Origin of the sequence: Microlunatus capsulatus (genome assembly GCF_017876495.1) — a bacterium.
Taxonomy (GTDB): domain Bacteria; phylum Actinomycetota; class Actinomycetes; order Propionibacteriales; family Propionibacteriaceae; genus Microlunatus; species Microlunatus capsulatus.
In genome coordinates, this window is the sequence record NZ_JAGIOB010000001.1 from 1,018,318 (window position 1) to 1,037,586 (window position 19,269).

19 protein-coding genes are annotated in these 19,269 nt (G+C 75.2%); 13 read left to right on the forward strand and 6 right to left on the reverse strand.

From position 1 onward, the window contains the following. The first annotated feature begins 28 nt into the window (after window positions 1-28). Window positions 29-1,177, forward strand: coding sequence for a DNA glycosylase AlkZ-like family protein (locus JOF54_RS04710; protein WP_210053457.1), 1,149 nt, complete (start codon window positions 29-31; stop codon window positions 1,175-1,177). A gap of 9 nt (window positions 1,178-1,186) precedes the next feature. Here JOF54_RS04710 and galE read toward each other — a convergent pair whose 3' ends face one another. Beyond that, a complete protein-coding gene (gene galE, locus JOF54_RS04715; protein WP_210053459.1) occupies window positions 1,187-2,155 on the reverse strand; it encodes a UDP-glucose 4-epimerase GalE in 969 nt (322 codons plus the stop codon). A 273-nt stretch (window positions 2,156-2,428) separates the two neighbouring features. On the opposite strand from galE, the gene JOF54_RS04720 reads away from it, so the two are divergent. The 3 genes from JOF54_RS04720 to JOF54_RS04730 are packed head-to-tail and all read left to right on the forward strand — an operon-like array spanning window position 2,429 to window position 6,512. Then, window positions 2,429-3,808, forward strand: a complete 1,380-nt coding sequence (locus tag JOF54_RS04720) for an ammonium transporter (RefSeq protein ID WP_210053461.1) — start codon at window positions 2,429-2,431, stop codon at window positions 3,806-3,808. Further along, the gene (locus JOF54_RS04725; RefSeq protein ID WP_091413825.1) at window positions 3,805-4,143 is read left to right on the forward strand and encodes a P-II family nitrogen regulator; all 339 of its coding nucleotides are present in this window, start codon (window positions 3,805-3,807) and stop codon (window positions 4,141-4,143) included. Before JOF54_RS04720 ends, JOF54_RS04725 begins: the two co-directional genes overlap by 4 nt. 35 nt (window positions 4,144-4,178) lie before the next feature. Next, entirely contained in the window at window positions 4,179-6,512 is a 2,334-nt protein-coding gene (locus tag JOF54_RS04730) for a [protein-PII] uridylyltransferase (protein WP_307804454.1), read from the forward strand. Window positions 6,513-6,587: 75 nt separating this feature from the next. Here the strand turns inward: JOF54_RS04730 and JOF54_RS04735 are convergent, their stop codons facing one another. Both JOF54_RS04735 and JOF54_RS04740 read right to left on the reverse strand, forming a co-directional pair. After that, window positions 6,588-7,529, reverse strand: coding sequence for a carbohydrate kinase family protein (locus tag JOF54_RS04735; RefSeq protein WP_210053463.1), 942 nt, complete (start codon window positions 7,527-7,529; stop codon window positions 6,588-6,590). An 11-nt stretch (window positions 7,530-7,540) separates the two neighbouring features. Beyond that, window positions 7,541-8,590, reverse strand: a complete 1,050-nt coding sequence (locus JOF54_RS04740; RefSeq protein WP_210053465.1) for a DUF4192 domain-containing protein — start codon at window positions 8,588-8,590, stop codon at window positions 7,541-7,543. A gap of 138 nt (window positions 8,591-8,728) precedes the next feature. Between JOF54_RS04740 and JOF54_RS04745 the strand changes: the two genes are divergently transcribed. The 4 genes from JOF54_RS04745 to JOF54_RS04760 all read left to right on the forward strand — a co-directional run bounded on the left by JOF54_RS04745 (window position 8,729) and on the right by JOF54_RS04760 (window position 11,948). Beyond that, window positions 8,729-9,367, forward strand: coding sequence for a hypothetical protein (locus tag JOF54_RS04745; RefSeq protein WP_210053467.1), 639 nt, complete (start codon window positions 8,729-8,731; stop codon window positions 9,365-9,367). A gap of 14 nt (window positions 9,368-9,381) precedes the next feature. Next, on the forward strand, window positions 9,382-10,356 hold the full coding sequence (locus JOF54_RS04750) for an aldose epimerase family protein (protein WP_210053469.1): 975 nt from the start codon (window positions 9,382-9,384) through the stop codon (window positions 10,354-10,356). Between the two features lie 109 nt (window positions 10,357-10,465). Next, window positions 10,466-11,245 (forward strand): VIT1/CCC1 transporter family protein, encoded by a 780-nt coding sequence (locus JOF54_RS04755; RefSeq protein ID WP_307803836.1) that lies wholly within the window; start codon window positions 10,466-10,468, stop codon window positions 11,243-11,245. Between the two features lie 139 nt (window positions 11,246-11,384). Then, complete coding sequence (locus JOF54_RS04760) at window positions 11,385-11,948, forward strand: rhomboid family intramembrane serine protease (RefSeq protein ID WP_210059355.1); 564 nt, start codon at window positions 11,385-11,387, stop codon at window positions 11,946-11,948. On the opposite strand, the gene JOF54_RS04765 is transcribed toward JOF54_RS04760, so the two are convergent. Then, window positions 11,930-12,295, reverse strand: a complete 366-nt coding sequence (locus tag JOF54_RS04765) for an Hpt domain-containing protein (RefSeq protein ID WP_210053471.1) — start codon at window positions 12,293-12,295, stop codon at window positions 11,930-11,932. The two genes, JOF54_RS04760 and JOF54_RS04765, sit on opposite strands and share 19 nt — an antisense overlap. A 15-nt stretch (window positions 12,296-12,310) precedes the next feature. Further along, a complete protein-coding gene (locus JOF54_RS04770; protein WP_307803837.1) occupies window positions 12,311-12,685 on the reverse strand; it encodes a response regulator in 375 nt (124 codons plus the stop codon). Between the two features lie 221 nt (window positions 12,686-12,906). On the opposite strand from JOF54_RS04770, the gene JOF54_RS04775 reads away from it, so the two are divergent. From JOF54_RS04775 to JOF54_RS04790, 4 genes are all read left to right on the forward strand, one after another. Continuing rightward, window positions 12,907-14,997: a sensor histidine kinase gene (locus JOF54_RS04775; protein WP_210053473.1), complete on the forward strand. Its 2,091-nt coding sequence runs from the start codon at window positions 12,907-12,909 to the stop codon at window positions 14,995-14,997. 89 nt (window positions 14,998-15,086) lie between these two features. Beyond that, window positions 15,087-15,665, forward strand: a complete 579-nt coding sequence (locus JOF54_RS04780; protein ID WP_210053474.1) for a pyruvoyl-dependent arginine decarboxylase — start codon at window positions 15,087-15,089, stop codon at window positions 15,663-15,665. Then, complete coding sequence (locus JOF54_RS04785) at window positions 15,662-16,252, forward strand: hypothetical protein (RefSeq protein WP_210053476.1); 591 nt, start codon at window positions 15,662-15,664, stop codon at window positions 16,250-16,252. The genes JOF54_RS04780 and JOF54_RS04785 overlap by 4 nt, the downstream gene beginning before the upstream one ends. A 106-nt stretch (window positions 16,253-16,358) precedes the next feature. After that, on the forward strand, window positions 16,359-17,210 hold the full coding sequence (locus JOF54_RS04790; RefSeq protein WP_210053477.1) for a response regulator transcription factor: 852 nt from the start codon (window positions 16,359-16,361) through the stop codon (window positions 17,208-17,210). Between the two features lie 103 nt (window positions 17,211-17,313). Here the strand turns inward: JOF54_RS04790 and JOF54_RS04795 are convergent, their stop codons facing one another. Continuing rightward, a complete protein-coding gene (locus JOF54_RS04795) occupies window positions 17,314-17,760 on the reverse strand; it encodes a hypothetical protein (protein ID WP_210053479.1) in 447 nt (148 codons plus the stop codon). A gap of 515 nt (window positions 17,761-18,275) precedes the next feature. Here JOF54_RS04795 and JOF54_RS04800 point away from each other — a divergent pair. After that, complete coding sequence (locus tag JOF54_RS04800; RefSeq protein ID WP_210053481.1) at window positions 18,276-19,247, forward strand: NAD-dependent epimerase/dehydratase family protein; 972 nt, start codon at window positions 18,276-18,278, stop codon at window positions 19,245-19,247. The last annotated feature ends 22 nt before the right edge of the window (window positions 19,248-19,269 follow it).

The following is a 19,269-nucleotide window of genomic DNA, read 5'->3' on the forward strand; positions in this document are numbered from 1 at the left end:
CAGGCCGGGCGCGCGCTAGCGTCGGCCCATGACGCGGCTGAGCACCGACGAGCTGGCCCGGCGCACGCTGGTGCGGCAGTTCCCCGCCGTCCGCGGGACGGACGGCGACGCGGTGACCGCCCTGCTCACCCACCTCGGGCCGGTCCAGTCGCAGGTGCCGCGCTCCCCCTTCCTCACCGCGTCGTCCCGGCTGCCCGGCGTCGATCGCGCGACCGTGCGCCGGCTGTTCGAGGAGCACCGGCTGGTGAAGACCAGCAGCCTCCGCGGCACCGTGCACACCGGCGTGGCCGCCCACCACCCCCTGCTCGACGCGGCCTCCCGGCCCGCCCGCCGTCAGGCCCTCACCGCCCGGCTGCGACTGGGCCGGGTCAGCGTGGACCAGCTGTGGGCCGAGCTCGAGGCCTTCGCCGCGGACGCCTGGCAGGCCCGCCCCGCGCTCGTGGAGCACGCGCGGCAGTGGCTCGCGGTGCACGAGTCCGCAGCGGCCGCCGCGGCCCTGGACGACACCTCGACGGCGGCCCTGGTCGGGAGCCACAGCGGGCTGCTCCGCCGACCGCCCGACCAGCGGTGGGAGACGCGCACCGACGTCCTGCACCGGACCGCGCGGGCGGTGCTGCCTGGGCCGGCCGCATCCTCGGCCGACGCCGCGCCCTCGGCGGACGAGGCCCTGGCCGCCCTCGTCCCGCTGCACCTCGGGGCCCTCGGGCCCGCGACCCGCGCGGAGCTGGCCCACGTCCTGGGCGCGACCCTCGGCGCCGTCGACCGCGCGGTGGCCGCCGCGGGTGACACGCTGGTCCGGCTCGACGGGCCCGACGACGAGGTGCTCGTCGAGCTGGCCGAGCCCGGAGCGGACGGCCCGGGACCGGACCCGGTGGTGCTGCTGCCCGAGTTCGACGCCCTGCTGGTCGGGCTGCACCCCGCGCACCGCACCCGGTTCCTGGGCGCCGAGCAGCTGGCCGCGGTCTGGAGCAAGGTCAACGGCGTCTGCGCGCCGACGGTGCTGCACGACGGGCGCGTCGTGGGGACCTGGCGCACCGTCGTCAGCGGGACGACGGCCCGGGTCGAGGTGCGGGCGCTGCCCGGCGCCCGGCTCCCCGACGAGGCGGCGCTGGCCGCCCCGGCGACGGCCGCGGCCACGGCCCTGGGGCTGGACCTGCGGGAGGTCCGCCTGCTCTGAGGTCCCGGCTCAGCGGCCGGCGGCGTGCTGCTGGGCCGCCCAGGCGCTGGCCACCATCGAGCGGAGGTCGTGCGTCATCCGCCAGCCGAGGTCGCGGGCGGCCAGCTCGCCGGAGGCGACGATCCGCGCCGGGTCGCCGCTGCGCCGCGGGGCGACCTCGGGCTCGAAGTCGACGCCGGTCACCTCGGCGATGGCGGTCATGATCTGGCGCACCGAGACGCCCTCACCGCTGCCGAGGTTGTAGACCCGCTCCAGCGGGCGGCCCTCGGCCAGCGCGTGCGCGGCGGCGAGGTGGGTGGCCGCGAGGTCCTCCACGTGCAGGTAGTCGCGCACGCAGGTGCCGTCGGGCGTCGGGTAGTCGTCGCCGTTGATCCGCGGGGTCCGGCCCTCGGCGAGCATCGAGAGCACCACCGGGAACAGGTTGTGCGGGCTGGTGTCGTAGAGCTCCGGCGTCGCCGAGCCGACGACGTTGAAGTAGCGCAGCGAGGTGTGCCGGAGGCCGGCCGCGCGCTCCTGGTCGGCCAGCAGCCACTCCCCGATCAGCTTCGACTCCCCGTAGGGCGACTCGGGCCCGGTCGGGGTGGCCTCGGTGACCAGGTCGACGTCGGGCGTGCCGTAGGTGGCGGCGGAGGAGGAGAAGACGATCCGGTCGACGCCCGCGGACTGCATCTGCTCCAGCAGGGTCGCCGTGCCGGTCACGTTCTGCTGGTAGGTCAGCAGCGGCCTGGTCACCGAGACGCCGGCGTACTTGAACCCGGCGAGGTGGACCACGCCGGTCACCGCGTGCTCGACCAGGGTGTGCCGCACCAGGTCGCCGTCGAGGACGCTGCCGCGGACGAAGGGCACCTCCGCGGGCACGAACTGCGGGTGCCCGCTGGTCAGGGAGTCCAGCACCACCACGGGCGTGCCGGCCTGCACGAACGCGCGCACGACGTGGGAGCCGATGTAGCCCGCCCCTCCGGTCACCAACCAGGTCATCGGTCCTCCTCCTGCAGGCGCGGGGCGGCCCCGGCGTCGGCTCCCGATCCTAGGGGTGGGGTTCCCGGGACCGGCGATGTGAGGTGGCCGACCCGCGCCCGTCACGTCACGAAACACGCTCGTCACGCGGGCCCGGCAACTGTCACACGGGTGTAACCGCGAGCGCCGCGGCCGCAACACGAGGTGGAGAGAGTGCTCCTGTCCCCCACGGCGTCCGGCGATCCAGCCCGGCGGACGTCCCCTTCCACCCGTTACTTCACCGAAAGAAGCAACATGACACCACTCGAACTCGACTCCGGGTCCACCGCGTGGATCCTGACCTCAGCCTCCCTGGTGCTGCTGATGACCCCGGGTCTCGCGCTGTTCTACGGCGGCATGGTCCGGGCCAAGAGCGTCCTCAACATGATGATGATGAGCTTCGGGGCGCTGGCTCTCATCTCGGTGCTCTGGGTGCTCTACGGCTACTCCTTCGCCTTCGGCAACGACATCGGCGGCGGCCTGCTCGGCGACCCGACCGAGTTCTTCGGCCTCCGCGGGCTGATGACCGAGGACCCGGAGGCCGCCTACCCGACGATGGCCTTCGTCGGCTTCCAGGCCGTCTTCGCGATCATCACCGTCGCCCTGATCTCCGGCGCCATCGCCGACCGCGCCAAGTTCTCCACCTGGATGATCTTCTCCGGCATCTGGGCCTCCATCGTCTACTTCCCGGTCGCCCACTGGGTCTTCGACTTCACCCTCACCGACGACGCCGACGTGGTCACCCACACCGGCGGCTGGATCGCCAACCAGCTCTCGGCCATCGACTTCGCCGGTGGCACCGCGGTGCACATCAACGCCGGTGTGGCCGGCCTGGCCCTGGCCATCGTCCTGGGCAAGCGCGTCGGCTGGCGCCGCGACCCGATGCGCCCGCACAACCTGACCCTGGTCATGCTCGGCGCCGGTCTGCTCTGGTTCGGCTGGTTCGGCTTCAACGCCGGCTCCGCGCTGGGCGCCAACAACACCGCCGCCGTCGTCTGGGTCAACACCCTGGTGGCCACCGCGGCCGCGGCCATCGGCTGGCTGCTGACGGAGAAGTTCCGCGACGGCCACCCGACCTCGCTGGGTGCCGCGTCCGGTGTCGTCGCCGGCCTCGTCGCCATCACCCCGGCCTGCTCGGCGGTCTCGCCGATCGGCGCCATCGTCATCGGCCTGGTCGCCGGCGTGCTCTGCGCCCTGGCCGTCGGCCTGAAGTACAAGCTGGGCTACGACGACTCGCTCGACGTCGTCGGCGTCCACCTCGTCGGCGGCCTGTGGGGCACGATCGCCATCGGCTTCCTGCTCTCCCCCGACTCCCCGGCGGGCCTGTCCTACGAGAAGTCCGGCCTCTTCTACGGCGGCGGTGCCGACCAGCTGTGGCGCCAGGCCGTCGGCGCCCTCGCGGTGCTGGTCTACAGCTTCGTCCTCACGCTGCTCATCGGCTTCGTGCTCCAGAAGACGATCGGCTTCCGGCTGGACGAGGAGTCCGAGATGGCTGGCATCGACAACGCCGAGCACGCGGAGACTGGCTACGATCTGGGCAACCTGACCTCCAGCCTGCGGGGTGCTCTGTCCGGCTCCACCGCCCCCCGCCGTGCGGACGGCGACATCAACCACGACGAGGAGGCCACCGCATGAAGCTCGTGACCGCGATCATCAAGCCGCACATGCTCGACGAGGTGAAGACCGCCCTGGAGTCCTTCGGGATCGAGGGGATGACGGTCAGCGAGGCCAGCGGGTTCGGCCGGCAGCGGGGCCACACGGAGGTCTACCGCGGCGCGGAGTACACCGTGGACCTGGTCCCGAAGGTGAGACTTGAGGTGCTCGTGGACGACGAGGATGCCAAAGACATCATCGACGTCCTGGTCAAGAGCGCTCGGACCGGCCGCATCGGTGACGGCAAGGTCTGGTCGGTGCCGGTGGACGACATCGTCCGCGTGCGCACCGGAGAGCGCGGGCTGGACGCGCTCTGAAGCGTGACCTGACTGACGAGCGTCTCAACGTCGCGATCCGGTCCGGGTGGGCAACCACCTCCGGGCCGGATCGTCGGCGTTCGGTCACCCGCTGCGTCGAGGACGCGCTGGTGGCCCTGTGGACCGAGGTCGGCGGGCCGGGCAGCGGAACGGCGCTCGCCTGCGTGGGCAGCCTGGCCCGGCACGAGCTCGGGCCCCGCTCCGACGTCGACCTCGTGCTGCTGCACGACGGCCGCGACCTCGCGGCCACCGACCGGCTGGCCAACAGCCTCTGGTACCCGCTGTGGGACGCCCGGGTGAAGCTCGACCACAGCGTGCGGACCCCCGACGAGTGCGCCGAGGTGGCGGGCCGCGAGCTGAGCGCCGGCGTCGGCCTGCTGGACCTGCGCGTCGTCGCCGGGGACGCCGCCCTGGTCGCCGGCGCCCGCACCGCCCTGCTCGGGGCCTGGCGGACCGGGGCGCGCAAGCGGCTGCCGGAGCTGCTCAGCTCCCTCGACGAGCGGCTGGCCCGCTTCGGCGACGCCGCCTACCTGCTGGAGCCCGACCTCAAGGAGGCCCGCGGGGGCTTCCGCGACATGGCCATGCTGCGCGCGCTGGCCGCGACCTGGCTGACCGACCGGCCGCACTCCGGCGTCCGCGACCCCTACGACCAGCTGCTCGACGTGCGCGACGCCCTGCACGTCACGGCGGGCCGGGCCCTGGACCGGCTGGTGGCGGCGGAGGTCGACGCCGTCGCCGAGCAGCTCGGGTTCACCGAGCGCGACGACCTGCACCGCGCCGTCAGCCTGGCGGCCCGCCGGATCGGCCACGCCGTCGACCTCACCGCCCGGGCCGCCCGGGCCGTGGTCCCCCAGCGCCGGGTGCTGGGCTTCGCCCGTCGCGAGCGCGGCCCCGTCTACACCGAGGCCGAGCACGGCCTGATCATCACCGGCGGAGAGGTGGCCCTGGGCCGCAGCGCCTCCCCGTCCGCCCCCGCCACCGGCCTGCAGGCCGGTGCCCTCGCGGCGTCGCGCGGCCTGGTGCTCTCCCCCGTCACCGCGGAGAACCTCGGCCAGCACGCGCCCGCGCTGCCGACGCCCTGGCCCGCCGAGGCGCGCGACGCGCTCCTGCAGCTGCTGTCCTGCGGGCCGCAGCTGATCGCGGTCTGGGAGGCGCTGGACCTGGCCGGCTGCATCAGCCGGTGGATCCCCTCCTGGGCGTCGATCTCGGCCCGGCCCCAGCACAACCCGCTGCACCGCCACACCGTCGACCGGCACTCGGTGCAGACCGTGGCCGAGGCGCAGCGCCACCTCACCCAGGTGGAGCGGCCCGACCTGCTGCTGCTGGCCTGCCTCTTCCACGACATCGGCAAGATCCCCGGGGCCGGGGTGGACCACGCGGCCGTCGGCGCCCCGCTCGCCCGCGCGGCCGTCGAGGCGATCGGGCTGCCGCCGGCCGACGCCGAGCTGGTCGAGCTGCTCGTCGAGCACCACCTCACGCTGGCCGCGCTGGCCACCAAGCGCGACCACGCGGACCCGGCCACCCAGCAGGCGCTGGTGGAGGCGGTCCGCGGCCGCGCCGACGTGCTGGACCTGCTGCGCTACCTCACCGAGTCCGACGCCCGGGCCGCCGGCCCCGCCGCCTGGTCGCCCTGGCGCGCCCAGCTGATCGGCAGCCTGGCCGAGCAGGTCGAGGGCCTGCTCGTGGAGGACGACACGGCCGAGGCGGTGCGCCGCGTCGACATCGACCGGCTGGTCGACGTCGGCTTGGCCCGCTCGGTGGCGCTGGACGGCCGACCCCGGGTGCGGGTGGAGGTGCGGCCCGGAGGCCTGGAGCTGCTGGTCGCGGCCACCGACCGGCTCGGGCTGTTCAGCGAGACCGCCGGCCTGCTGGCCAGCCACGGCGTGCAGGTGCGCTCGGCGGTGCTGCACACCGTCGACGGCGTGGCCGTGAACACCTGGCGGGTCGACAAGCAGCTCCCTGCTGACGTGCCCGACCCGGCCTTCCTGGTCCAGCAGCTGGAGCGGCTGGAGCAGGGCGACAGCACCGTGCTGGCCCCGGTCCGCCGCCGCGAGGCCCGGTCGCTGGCCGCCGGCACCGCGTCGGACCCGTGGGTCGAGCTGGTGGAGGACGCCAGCGCCAGCGCCGTCGTGGTGGAGGTGCGCACCCAGGACCGCCCGGGGCTGCTCTACGCGCTCGGCCACGCGCTCGCGGCTCAGCGCCTCTCGATCCGCTCCGCCCACGCCAGCACCCTGGCCGGGCTGGCCATCGACACCTTCTACGTCACCGAGCCCGACGGCGACCGCCCCGCCGCCGACCGCGCGCGGGTGGCCCTCGACGCCCTCGTCACCGCCGCCGGTCCCGGCCGGTCCGACGGCGCGACCGGCTGAGCCCGGTCCGGACGACCCGAGACCGGTCCGACACGGCCCGGCACGGCACGCCCCCGGGGGGGGCGGACGTCCGCGTCAGGCGCGGGCGAGCAGCTCCTCGACCTCGGCCGTCGTGGGCGGCTGGGCCCCCTGGCGGGAGCAGACGATCGAGGCCGCCGCGGCCCCGCGCCGCAGCGACTCCTCCAGCCCCAGCCCGCGGGCGGCGTGGCCGTCGAGGAAGCCGGCCATGAAGGTGTCACCGGCGCCGACGGTGTCGACGACGTCGGTCGGGAACCCCGGGACGCGGGTGACGGCACCGCCCGGCTCGACGGCGACCCCGCCGCCCGGCCCGAGGGTGACGACGGCGAGCCCGAGGTCGTACTGCTCCACCCACGAGGCCGCGATGTCGACCGGGTCACCGGCGAAGCCCGCCTGGGCGAGGAACTCGATGTCGGCGTCGCTGGCCTTGACGATCCCCCGCCGCCGGCCGACGGCCCGCAGCCACGGCTGCACCTTCGCCCAGTAGGCCTCCGGGTCGGTGATGACCGTCGGCCGCACGTTGACGTCGTAGGAGACCCCGGAGGGCACCGTCCGCATCCAGTCGAGCAGCACCTCCGCGCCGGGGCTGACGACGCAGGACAGCGACGCGATGTGCAGCCAGTCGTCGGCGCGCAACGCGGGCAGGTCGTCGGCCTGCCAGCCGAAGTTGGCCGTGCCCGTGAAGTGGAAGGTGTAGCTGGCCACGCCCTCCTCGTCCAGGCTGACCACCGCGATCGAGGTCGCCTGGGAGGACTCGGTGGCCAGGTCCAGGTGCACCCCCGCGCCGGTGATGTGCTCCCGGAGCTGGCCGCCGAAGGCGTCGTTGGAGATCCGGCCCAGGAAGTGGGCGTCGGCCCCCAGCTGGCCGAGCGCGACGGCGGAGTTCATCGGGCCGCCCGCGGACAGCGCCAGCCAGGTGGAGCGGAAGCTGTCGTCGGAGCTCTGCCGGTCCTGGACCAGGTCGATGAGGGTCTCCCCGCACACCACGAAGCGCGTCATACCGAGCCAACCTAGTGGAGCCCCCGCACGCCCGTCACCGCGCCGACCTCGGCGCGCAGGCCGCCCACCAGCTCGTCCCACAGGCTGGGCGGCAGCGCCCGCTCGCTCAGGTCGGCGAGCAGGTGGCCCAGGGTGTAGCCGGGGTCGTCGCGCTCCAACCGCTCGACGCAGCAGTTGAGCAGCGCCCCGTTCCCGCCGACCCACGCCTCGGCGCCCAGCAGCCCGAGCGGCGCCGACGCCACCTCCGGCGGGACGGCCGCCACCACCTGCGCCCAGAGCCGCTGGTGCTGCTCCGCCGTGGACCGGCTGACCATCGCCCAGCCGACGTCGCGGACCGCGAGGTCGAGGGCCAGCACCGCCAGCCGCGCGGCCGCGGTCTCGTCGGGGCCCGGCGGGACCAGTCCGGCCCGCACCCCGTCGGCCAGCGCCTGCGCCGCCGCCGGCCGGCCCAGCCCGCCGACCTGCTGGCGGGCCAGGGCGACCAGCCCCCGCAGCCTCGGCACGGCGTCGGCCGCCGGCCCGGCGACCAGGGCCTCGAGGTCGGACCGGCTGCGCCCCGCGACCAGGCCGCGGTACACCGCCTCCGCGGCCAGCGGGTGGGCGTCCGGGTCGAAGACGGACCCCTCGGGCGGGCAGCAGCCGGTGCGGCAGCTGAGCGACCACCACCGCGCCCCGCTGACCAGCACCACCTCGCGCACGCCCACCTCGCCGCCCAGTGCGACGCGCACCCGCTCGAGCACCCGGCGGGTGCCGGGGCCGTCGTCGCCGTAGCCGACCAGCACCAGCTCGTCGACCTCGTGCTGGGTCCTGAGCTGCCGCACCTGCGCAGCCACCGCCGTCTCCTCCCCGGGCGGGGGCAGGTCGATCCGGGCGGTCAGCAGCACCCGGCCCCGCCGGGAGAGGACGACGACCAGCGACTCGGCCGGGTGGAAGCCCAGCAGGTAGGGGATGACGGCCAGGAAGTCCGCCGGTCGTCGCACCCGCAGCCGGTGCGGGTCGGTCGTCGGACCGGGGTCGGAGGGGTGCTGCTCGGCGGGCGGCTGGCGACGGCTGACGGTCATGCCGGGACCCTCCGGACGCCGCTCCCGGAGGTGCGGCGGCCGGCCGGCCTGGGGACGACGACCCGGGGCGGCCCGCCCCTGTGGACGACGCCGCGCGGCCGGACCTCCGCACCCGGCCGCCCGCGCTACCGTGGCCCGATGAGCGAGCGGCCGGACGGCGGCGAGGGGCTGGGTCGCAGCTCCGGCGGCACGCCGGACTTCGTCCAGCCCGCCCCGCCGATCCCCCCGGGTCCGCCCCCGCCCGCCGCGCCCCCGCGCCCCGCGGCGCCGTACCGACCCTCCCGCCGCCCGGCCGTGGTGACCGCCGCCGTCGTCCTCGTGGTCGCCGTGGTGACGGCGCTCGGCACGGTCGCCGCCTGGCGGGCCGACACCCGGGTCCCCCCGCCGGCCCCGGCGACGACCCGGCCGGCCGCCAGCCCCTCGACCGCCGAGCGGGACGCCATCCTGTTCACCGGTGCCCGCGGCACGGGCCGGCTCGCGGTGCTCGAGACCAGCTGGGAGCCGGGCAGCCCCGACCGGCTGCGGCTCACCGTCGAGCTGACCTGCACGACCGGCACGGTCGACCACGGCCCCGACTCGTTCCAGCTCTTCGACGCGACCGGGCGGCTGGTCGAGCCCTCCACGGCGGGCGGGGGCGCCGGTGACCTCGGGTACGGCCGCCTCGGCCGGGGCGAGCAGGTGCGCGGCGAGGTGCTGTTCGACGTCGCCCGGCAGCCGGTCACGCTGGTGCTCAGCGACGACGCGGGCTCCGTGGCGGCGCTGCGGATCACTGGCTGACCTAGGCTGCGCGGGTGCAGATCGAACAGCTCGACGTCCGCGACTGGGAGGTGCTCCGGCTCAGCAACGGCGCCGTCAGCCTGGACGTGGTGCCGGCCCTCGGCGGGACCGTCACCGGCCTCCGCCGGCTCCCCGACGGCGCCTCCCTCCTGTGGAGCACGCCCTGGGGGCTCCGCCGCCGCGGCGCCTGGTCGCTGCCGGGCAGCTCCGAGGCCCAGATGGTCGACACCTACCCGGGCGGCTGGCAGACGCTGTTCCCCAACGGCGGCGACACCGCCGTGGTCGGCGGCGTCGAGTGGGGCCACAGCGGCGAGGCCCGGCTGACGTGGCTGGACTGGCAGGTCGAGGGCGACAGCCTGGTGCTGACGGGGCGGCTGGTGCGCTCCCCCTTCACCCTGCGCAAGACCTTCACCCTCGACGGCGACGAGGTCGTCCTCGACGAGACGGTGCACAACGTCGGCGGCGAGCAGGTCGAGCTGATGTGGGGCTCCCAGCTGGCCCTGGGCGGCGACCTCGTGGGGCCGGGGAGCAGCGTCACGACCTCGGCCAGCACCGTCCACCCCGACCCGCGCTTCAGCACCAGCACCAGCTACGACGACCTCATGCCCTGGCCGCGCTCGCACGGCCAGCGCAGCGTCGTCAACCTCTCCCGGCTCCCCGGGCCCGAGGCCGACGAGACCCGGCTGGCCTACCTGGCCGACTTCGACACGCCGTCGGTGACCGTCCGCAGCCCCGACCGGACGGTCGGGCTGGACCTCACCTGGGACGAGGACTGGCCCTACCTCTGGTACTCGATGGAGGCCGGCGGGCGGCACGGGTTCCCCTGGTACTCCCGCGGGTACTTCCTCGCGCTGGCCCCCGGGACGGGGTGGCCGGCCCACGGCCTGCACGAGGTCCGGCGGGCCTCCGCCACCACCGTCTGGGTCCAGGCGGACGAGGAGCGCACCAGCCGGCTGCGGCTGCGCGTGCACCCCGTGCCCGCGGTCTGAGCCCGCCCTCGACCGGCCGCGTGCCGGACCCGGCGGGAGCCCCGGCCGGGCGGGCGAGGGCAGCCGAACCTTCGTGGCGCGCACGCGGTCACCGGGCTTGACTGGGGGTGTGCCACCGCTGACCCCGCCCACCCCGACCGCCGAGGCGGACCCCACCCGCACCCTCCCGGCCTCCGCCGAGCCGACCCACGCCGCCGAGCCGCACGCGTCCGGCCTCGCCAACCGCCTGAACGGTCTGCGCGCGGCCGTGCTGGGCGCCAACGACGGCATCGTCTCGGTCGCCGCGGTCGCCGTGGGCGTCGCCGGCGCCACCCCGGCCCTGGCCCCCGTGCTGACCGCCGCCTCGGCCGCGCTGGTGGGGGGCGCCGTCTCGATGGCGCTCGGGGAGTACGTGTCGGTCAGCAGCCAGCGCGACAGCGAGCGCGCCCTCATCGCCAAGGAGGAGGCCGAGCTGGCCGCGATGCCGGAGGCCGAGCTCGACGAGCTGACCGCGCTGTACGAGGCCCGCGGCCTCAGCGCCGCCACCGCCCGCGCCGTCGCCGAGGAGCTCACCGCCCAGGACGCGCTGGGCGCGCACCTGGAGGCCGAGCTCAACATCGACCGCGACGACCTCGTCAGCCCCTGGCACGCGGCGGGCGCCTCGGCGGCCGCCTTCGTGGCCGGCGCCCTGCTGCCGATGCTCGCCGTCCTCCTGCTGCCCCAGGGCTCACGGGTCGCGGGCACGGTGGTCGCCGTGCTGGTCGCCCTGGCCCTGACCGGGGCGGCCGGCGCCCGGCTGGGCGGCAGCCCGCTGCTGCGCCCCACCCTGCGCGTCGTCGTCGGCGGTGCGGTCGCCCTGGCGGCCACCTTCGCCATCGGCCGGCTGCTGGGGACGACCGTCCTGGGCTGATCCCTCCGGGCCGGCGCCGTCGCGCCGGCCTTGACCGGCCGGGGCACCCTGGAGGTCCGACCCCGCCGCCCGGTGGGCCCGGCGCCGAGGAGCACCGATGAAGCAGGAGACCGTCCGTCCCGCCCAGGCGGCGCTCGTCATGGCGACCCTGCTGGCCGGGCTCTGGCTGCTCGAGGTCGTGGACACCCTGAGCGGCGGCGCCCTCGACGCCTACGGGATCGAGGCCCGCGAGCTCGACGGGCTGCCGGAGATCGTCACCGCCCCCTTCCTGCACGCCGGGTTCCAGCACCTGGCGAGCAACAGCGTGCCCTTCGGCGTCCTCGGGTTCCTCATCCTGCTGAGCGGCGTCGCCCGCTGGCTGCTGTCGTCGCTGGCCAGCATCGTCTCCTCGGGCCTGTTCGCCTGGGCCCTCACGCCCGCCGACACGATCGTCCTCGGCGCGAGCGGTCTGATCTTCGGCTGGCTCACCTACCTCATCGCCCGGGGCGTCTGGTCCCGCCGGCCGGCGCAGGTGCTCGTGGGCCTGGCCGTGCTGCTGGTCTACGGGGGGCTGATCTGGGGCGTGCTGCCCGGGGCGGCCGGGATCAGCTGGCAGGCCCACCTGGGCGGGGCGGTCGGCGGCGTCCTCGCCGCCTGGCTGCTGCACCGCCGCCGGCCGGTGCCGGTGACCGGCTCCCGGGTGGGTCAGACCTCGTCCTGGTGACCCCCGGCCAGGTCGGCCCGCAGCGCCACGACCTGCGCGCGGGCCCGGGCCAGCCGGTCGGCGTCCGCCGGGGCCGGGGCCTCCTCGCGGAACCACTGCTCGAGGCCGGCGGCCAGCTCGGAGGCGCGGTGGCGTCCGAACGTCCCCGCCGAGCCGACCACCTGGTGCGCCGCCGACTTCGCGGCCTCGCGGCGGGCGGTGTCCAGCTGACCGGCGGCGAGGGCGGTCAGGGCCTCCTCGATCACGGCGGTCCGGGCGAGGTTGGCCTCGCGCGCGGACGCGGCGAGGACGGCCATGACGGCCCCCAGGGCGTCGTCAGGATCCTCGACCGGCCGCACGGGCACCACGCTTCGTCCTCCGTCTCACCACCCGAGCAGCCGCGCCACCTCGGCCGGCAGGGTCATCGGGTCGAAGGGCTTCGGTATTACACCAGACACCTCGAGGTGCTCCCAGAGCTGGTGGCCCTCACCGCCCACCTTGGCGGTGAGGAAGACGATCGGGATGTCGCGGGTGGCGGGGTCCTCGCGCAGGGCGACCACGGTGCTCGGGCCGTCCATCCCGGGCATCATCACGTCCAGCAGCAGCGCGTCCGGCTGGTCCCGCAGGGCGACGGCGCAGGCCTCGGCCCCCGAGCCCGCGGTCAGCACCTGCCACCCGCCGACCATCTCCAGCGAGACCTTGGCGACCTCGCGCAGCATGTCGTCGTCGTCGACGACGAGCACCCGGTGGCTGCTCACGGCCGGCCCCGTCCTGACGTCGCGCCCGTACCCATCGACGACCACCCCATTCTCCGGCCCGTCCGGGCCCCGGCGCACGTCCACGGGGGCCTTCGTGTGTCGATCATCGTAACGGCGCACGGGTGGTAGCGTCACCGTCCATGGAGAGCCATGGGCGTCTCCAAGGTTCGGGGGCTTGGCGATTCGGTCTGTTCAGCGCGACCACGGGACTGCTGGTCCTCGTGCTGGCCGTGCTGCTGTCGAGCGACCTCCCGGCGGAGGTCCGCACCCTGCTCAGCGGGAGCGCGCTCGTCGGGGTGGGTCTCACGGCGTGCATCTCGTGCCGCTTCCGGGCGGTGCGGAGCACCGGCCTCCGACGGCGTGCGTACAACCTGTGGTCGCTCGCCTGCCTGAGCGCAGCGCTCGGCAACCTCGGGCTGATGATCAACGGGGCCCAGCGCGACCGTGAGACGGTCTCGGCCAGCGACATCACCCTGCTGGCCACCCTGGTGCTCGCCGTCGCCGGCGTCACCACCTTCCCCCTCGCCCGCCGCCGCGGCACCGACCTCGCGCGGATGCTGCTCGACGGCGTGGTCATCGGCGGCTCCATCCTGGCCGTGGTCTCGATCCGCATCTGGTCCCAGGTGGCGACCATGGACCCCACCGTCGCCGTCGCCAACCTCGCCGCCCCCGTCTTCGACATCGTCGTCGCCACCCTGGGTGCCCTCCTGTTCATGCGGACCGCGCGCGGGGACCGCTCCGTGCTGGGGGCCCTGGCCATCGGGTTCTCCCTCTACGCCGTCTCCGACCTCCTCTACGCGCTGCGGCTGGTGAACACCGGGTTCTTCGAGCTGGGCACCCCCGTCGACCTCGGCTGGGTGGCCGGCTACGCCCTGATCGCCTGGTCGGTGGCCAACGCCACCACCCCGGCCCCCGGGCAGCCGGACGGCGAGGTGGAGAGCTCGCCGGTCGTGGGCACCGCCACCGTCTTCAGCGTCTTCCTGCTGGCCGCCCTGCTCAGCCTCGTCGGGGTCGAGAACGACAGCGTCAACCTCGTCACCGCCGTGCTGTGGACCGTCGTGCTGCTGGCCGTGCTCGGCCGGCAGTTCCTGCTGGTCCTCGACAACGAGCAGCTGCGCCGCACGCTGGAGCAGCGCGTCGTCGAGCGCACGCGCTCCCTGCGCCAGGTGACCCGGCAGAGCGACCTCCTGGTGAACTCCGTCGGCGACGGCATCTACGGGGTCGACCGGTTCGGGCTCGTCACCTTCGTCAACCCGGCGGCCGCCGAGGCCCTCGGCTACGAGGCCCTGGAGCTCATCGGGCACGACGCCCACGCCACCTTCCACGCCCCCGCGCCGACCGGGCAGGCCTACCCGTCGGAGAGCTGCTACATCGCCGAGGCGATCCGCGACGGCATCGCCACCAACGCCGAGGAGGACAGCTACCTCCGGGCGGACGGGCTGGAGATCCCCGTCGAGGTGACCGCCACCCCGCTGACCGACGACGGCGCCACCCTGGGCGCGGTCGTGGTCTTCCGCGACGTCACCCAGCGCCGGGAGGTCGACCGGCTCAAGAACGAGTTCGTCTCGATGGTCAGCCACGAGCTCCGGACCCCGCTCACCGCGATCCGCGGCTCGCTCGGGCTGCTGGCCGGCGGCGCGCTGGGACCCCTCACCCCGGCGGCCGGCCGGATGGTCGACATCGCCCTGGTCTCCAGCGAGCGGCTGACGCGGCTGATCAACGAGATCCTGGACCTGGAGCGGATGGAGGCCGGGGCCCTGCCCATGGAGCTCTCCGACCTGTCCGCCACCGACCTGCTGCGCACCGCGGTGGAGCAGGCGGGCGTCCTCGCGACGGAGGCCGACGTCTCGCTGCGGGTGATCCACGCCGAGGGCGTGGTGCGGGCCGACGAGGACCGCGTGGTCCAGACCCTGCTCAACCTGCTGGGGAACGCGATCAAGTTCTCCAGCCCCGGCCAGGAGGTCACCGTGCAGTGCGTCCGTCGCGGCAGCTTCGTGGAGTTCGAGGTCTCCGACTCCGGGCGGGGCATCCCCGAGGACAAGCTGGACGCGGTGTTCGCGCGGTTCCAGCAGGTCGACTCCTCCGACGCGCGCGAGAAGGGCGGGTCGGGCCTGGGCCTGGCCATCAGCCGCAGCATCGTCGAGCGACTGGGCGGGCGGATCTGGGCCCGCAACAACCCCGACGGGGGTGCCGCGTTCCGCTTCACCCTGCCCGTGCCGCTGGCCGTGGAACCCGTGACGGCGCCCGCGGACCGGGTGCCACCCGTCCGCGACCGCCGCGCCGTCCCCGCCCCGGCCGGCACCGCCCGCTGACCGTCCCGCCCGTCCCCGCTCCCGTCGACCGCCCCCGTCGTCCCGCACCGTCGCGACCGGCGAACCGCCCCCACCTCCAGGAGGACACCGTGCCGTCACCGCAGGCCCCCGTCTCGACCGAGACCGCCCCCGACCACCGGTCCGCGCCGTCCGCGCTGACCGGGCTGCGGATCCGGATGAGCCGCAGCCGCGCCGAGGGTCCGACCCGGCTCGCGGCCTTCGACGCGGCCCTGGTCGCCGCCGGCCTGCAGAACTTCAACCTGCTCCCGCTGAGCTCGGTCATCCCCCTCGGGGCCACCGTCGACGTGGTCCCGCCCGCCGAGCAGCTCAAGGGCCGCCACGGCGACCTCCTCTACTGCGTCTACGCCGCCTCCTACGCCACGACCCCGGGCGCCGAGGCCTGGGCCGGTATGGCCTGGGCGCTGCAGACCGACGGCTCGGGGGCCGGGCTGTTCGTCGAGCACAGCAGCACCACCGAGGCCGACCTGCACGCCCACCTCGGGGCGACCCTCGGCGCGATGATGGAGAACCGCGAGCAGGACTACGTCGAGGGCGGGCGCCTGGTGGCCTCGGCCACCTGCACGGGCGCCCCGGCCGCGGCCCTGGTGGTGGCCAGCTACCAGACGGCCGGCTGGGACCCCGCCCCGGTGCCCGGCGGTGCGCGGTGAAGGGCCTGGCGCGCGTCTACGACGCGGAGGACCTCGGCCAGCACGGCCAGTGGCGCTTCACGCGGGAGTACCACGTCGAGCCCGAGATGACGCTGGCCTTCTACGAGCTCTACGAGGCCGCCTTCGGTCCGCTGCGGACCCAGGCGATGGCCCGCCAGGTGCTCACCGAGTCCGAGTTCGCCGCCCAGATGGTCGACGACGCCGTCATGAAGTACGTCGCCTGGGACGACGAGGGCCGACCGGTGGGGATGTGCACCATGACGCGGCGCCTGGAGACCGTGCCGTGGATCAGCCCCCAGTACTTCGAGGCCCGATACCCCGAGCACTGGGCCCGCGACGCCGTCTGGTACTTCGGCTTCGTGCTCGCCCACCCCAGTCAGCGGCACGCCCGCTTCCTGGACCAGATGGTCGAGATCGGCATCCGGGACCCGCTGGCCGACCGCGCCGTCTGCGGCTACGACATGTGCGCCTACAACGTCGACACCCTGCCGCTGGGCCAGCGGCTGGCCGACGCCTTCGAGCGCGTCACGGGCGCCGTCCCCGAGCGCGCCGACGGGCAGTACTACTACACGCTGGACTTCACGTGAGCACCCCCAACCCCGGGGCCGGTCCAGGCCCCACGTCGTCCGGTCCCCCCGGCAGCGCCCGCCGCGACGACGTGCCCACCTCCAGAACGGTCGGTACCGTATGAGCATGTCCACCGGGTCGTCCCCCTCCGCCGCGCCGACGCAGGCGTCGGGGCGGGTGGCGGTCGTGATCGAGGACGACGCGGACATCCGCAACCTGCTGAGCGCGATCCTCACCCAGGCGGGCTTCACCTGCCACGCGAGCGGGACCGGGGCCGAGGGCATCGACGCGGTGCGGACCCACCAGCCGATCGTCACCACCCTCGACATCAGCCTGCCGGGCATCGACGGCTTCGAGGTCGCCCGCCAGATCCGCGCCTTCAGCAGCACCTACATCATCATGCTGTCGGCCCGCGACGAGGAGATCGACACCTTGATGGGCCTCGACGCCGGGGCCGACGACTACCTCACCAAGCCGTTCCGCCCGCGCGAGCTGCGCGCGCGGATCGAGGCCATGCTGCGCCGCTACCACCTGCCCGGCCTCACCGAGTCGGGCGGCCCGGCTCCCGCGGCGACGCCGGCCCCGGCGGCCGCGTCCTCGGCCCCCGCGGCGGCGGCCGAGGACGACGACGAGGCCGGCTGGCTGGCGCACAACGGCCTGCGGATCAACGAGGAGATGTGGCTCTGCGACGTCGACGGCTCCCCCGTCGAGCTCACCCGCAGCGAGTTCGACCTGCTGCTGGCGATCATGCAGGGCGCCCGCCGGGTGATCAGCAAGGACGCCCTCGCCCTGGAGCTGCGCGGGGACTACGCCACGACCGGCTACGTGTCCGACTCCGACAAGCGGGCGGTCGAGGTGCACATGGCCAACCTGCGGCGCAAGCTCAACGACCCCGTCGGCGCCCCGCGGTTCATCGAGACGGTGCGCGGGGTGGGCTACCGGCTCGCCGACGCCCGCCGCTCGACCGCGCGGCGCTGACCCTCGCCGCCCGACCGGCGGCGCACCTGTGAGCACGACGAACGGCCCGGGTCCTGGTGGACCCGGGCCGTGCGACGTCGTGCTCAGGCGTCGTGAGCGGTGCTCAGCCGGCCCGCTCGGCCGGCTCCCCCAGCCGACGGGCGACCGCGGCGGCCTCGACGGCCAGCCGGGCCGTCAGCGCCTCCAGCTCGTCGGCGCCAGCCCCGTCCAACACGCCCCGCAGCTCCCGGACGACGGCGGCCAGCTCGGCCGCCCCGACCATGGCGCTGCTGGACTCCAGGCTGAGCAGCGCGACGTGCGCCGGCTCCACCTCGTGCTGGGCGACCAGGCGCTCGATCGTGGCCACCCGGCCGTCGAGCAGGTCCAGGTAGTCCTGCCGGAAGCAGGCCATCATGTCCTGCTCCTGCGGCGTCATCTGCCACTCGCGCGTGGGGCCGGCCGGCCGCGGCGCGTGCTGCGCCGGGGCCGACCGGTCCTGCGGGCCGTCCGGCTGGACGGCCCGGTCCCCGTGCGAGAGACCGGAGGCTCCCCCGGCCTCCCTCCCCGGCATCAGGCGCTCCCCCGAGCAGACCTGGTGCCCGGGCCGCGGCCGGTCCCCCCGACCGGACCGCGGCCTCGTGCCCGGTGCGTCCTCGCGGACGGACCGGTGGCCAGAGGGGAGTCCAGCGGCTGGACCGGACTCCTCCCTGGAGGCCGCAGCAGCGCGGACCCTGGCTCCCCCGAACCGGGCCGTGCTGGCGACCACCTCTGCTCGGCCCCGTGCACGGTCGTCCCGTTGCCGCCGCTCGCGTCCCCCCGGACGTGGGCGGTCGGCCCGGACCGGACTGCGTGGGCACCACAGCGCTCGACCAGCCGGCCTGCCATGGTGTTCATCTGCAGTCCTCTCATGTGTGCACAGGACCCGAGGCCCTCGGTCGGGACCCCCCGTCCCGACATGGAGGAGTCTGCTCGGAGCCTCTCTGGCCCCTCTCGGTATTGCGGCAGGTAATCCTCAGGATCACCTCAAGATCACCTTGTCACGACCACCTGGTGCTCGCCAGCGCGGTCCGTGGTGGACTGGCGGTCATGCGCGTTGCGGTGATCGGCGGCTCCGGCCACATCGGCTCCTCCCTCCTCCCCCGGCTGGTCCGGGCGGGGCACGAGGTGCTCAACCTCAGCCGGGGGTCGTCGCGGCCCTACGTCGACGACCCGGCCTGGGCCGAGGTCGTCCCCGTGGCGGTGGACCGCGAGGCCGAGGACGCCGCCGGCACCTTCGCCGCCCGGGTGGCCGACCTCGGCGCGGACGCCGTCGTCGACCTCATCTGCTTCACCCCCGCCTCGGCGCAGGCGCTGGTCGAGGGCCTCCGCGGCCGGACCGGCCACCTCCTGCACTGCGGCTCCATCTGGATGCACGGGCCGAGCACGCGGGTCCCCCTCACCGAGGACGACCCGCGCCACCCCGTCGGCGACTACGGCGTGGCCAAGGACGCGATCGCCACGCTGCTGGCGCAGGAGACCGCCGCCGGCGGGCTGGTCACCACCTCGCTGCACCCGGGGCACATCAGCGGCCCCGGCTGGGCGCCGATCACCCCGCTGGGCAACCTCGACGCCGGCGTCTGGGAGCGGCTGGCGCGCGGGGAGGAGGTGCTGGTGCCGGGCACCGGCGCCGAGCTGCTGCACCACGTGCACGCCGACGACGTCGCCGCGGCCTTCCAGCTGGCGCTCGAGCAGCGCGACGCCGCCGCCGGCCAGGTCCTGCACGCCACCGCCGCGCGGGCCATGACCGTGCGCGGCCTGCTCGAGGTCGCCGCCGGGTGGTTCGGGCGGGAGCCTGTCACCCGGGTCGTCGGCTGGGAGGAGTACCGGGCCGCCACCCCGGCGCCGTTCGCCGACCAGAGCTGGGACCACCTGTGGCGGAGCCAGTACGCCTCGCCCGACAAGGCCCGGCAGCTGCTCGGCTACACGCCGGGCGAGCCCGACGTCGCGGTCCGCGAGGGCGTGGACTGGCTGCGCCGGCACGGCGACCTGCGCCACCTCGGGGCGCCGCCGGAAGGCTGAGGACGGAGGTGGTGGGCCCACC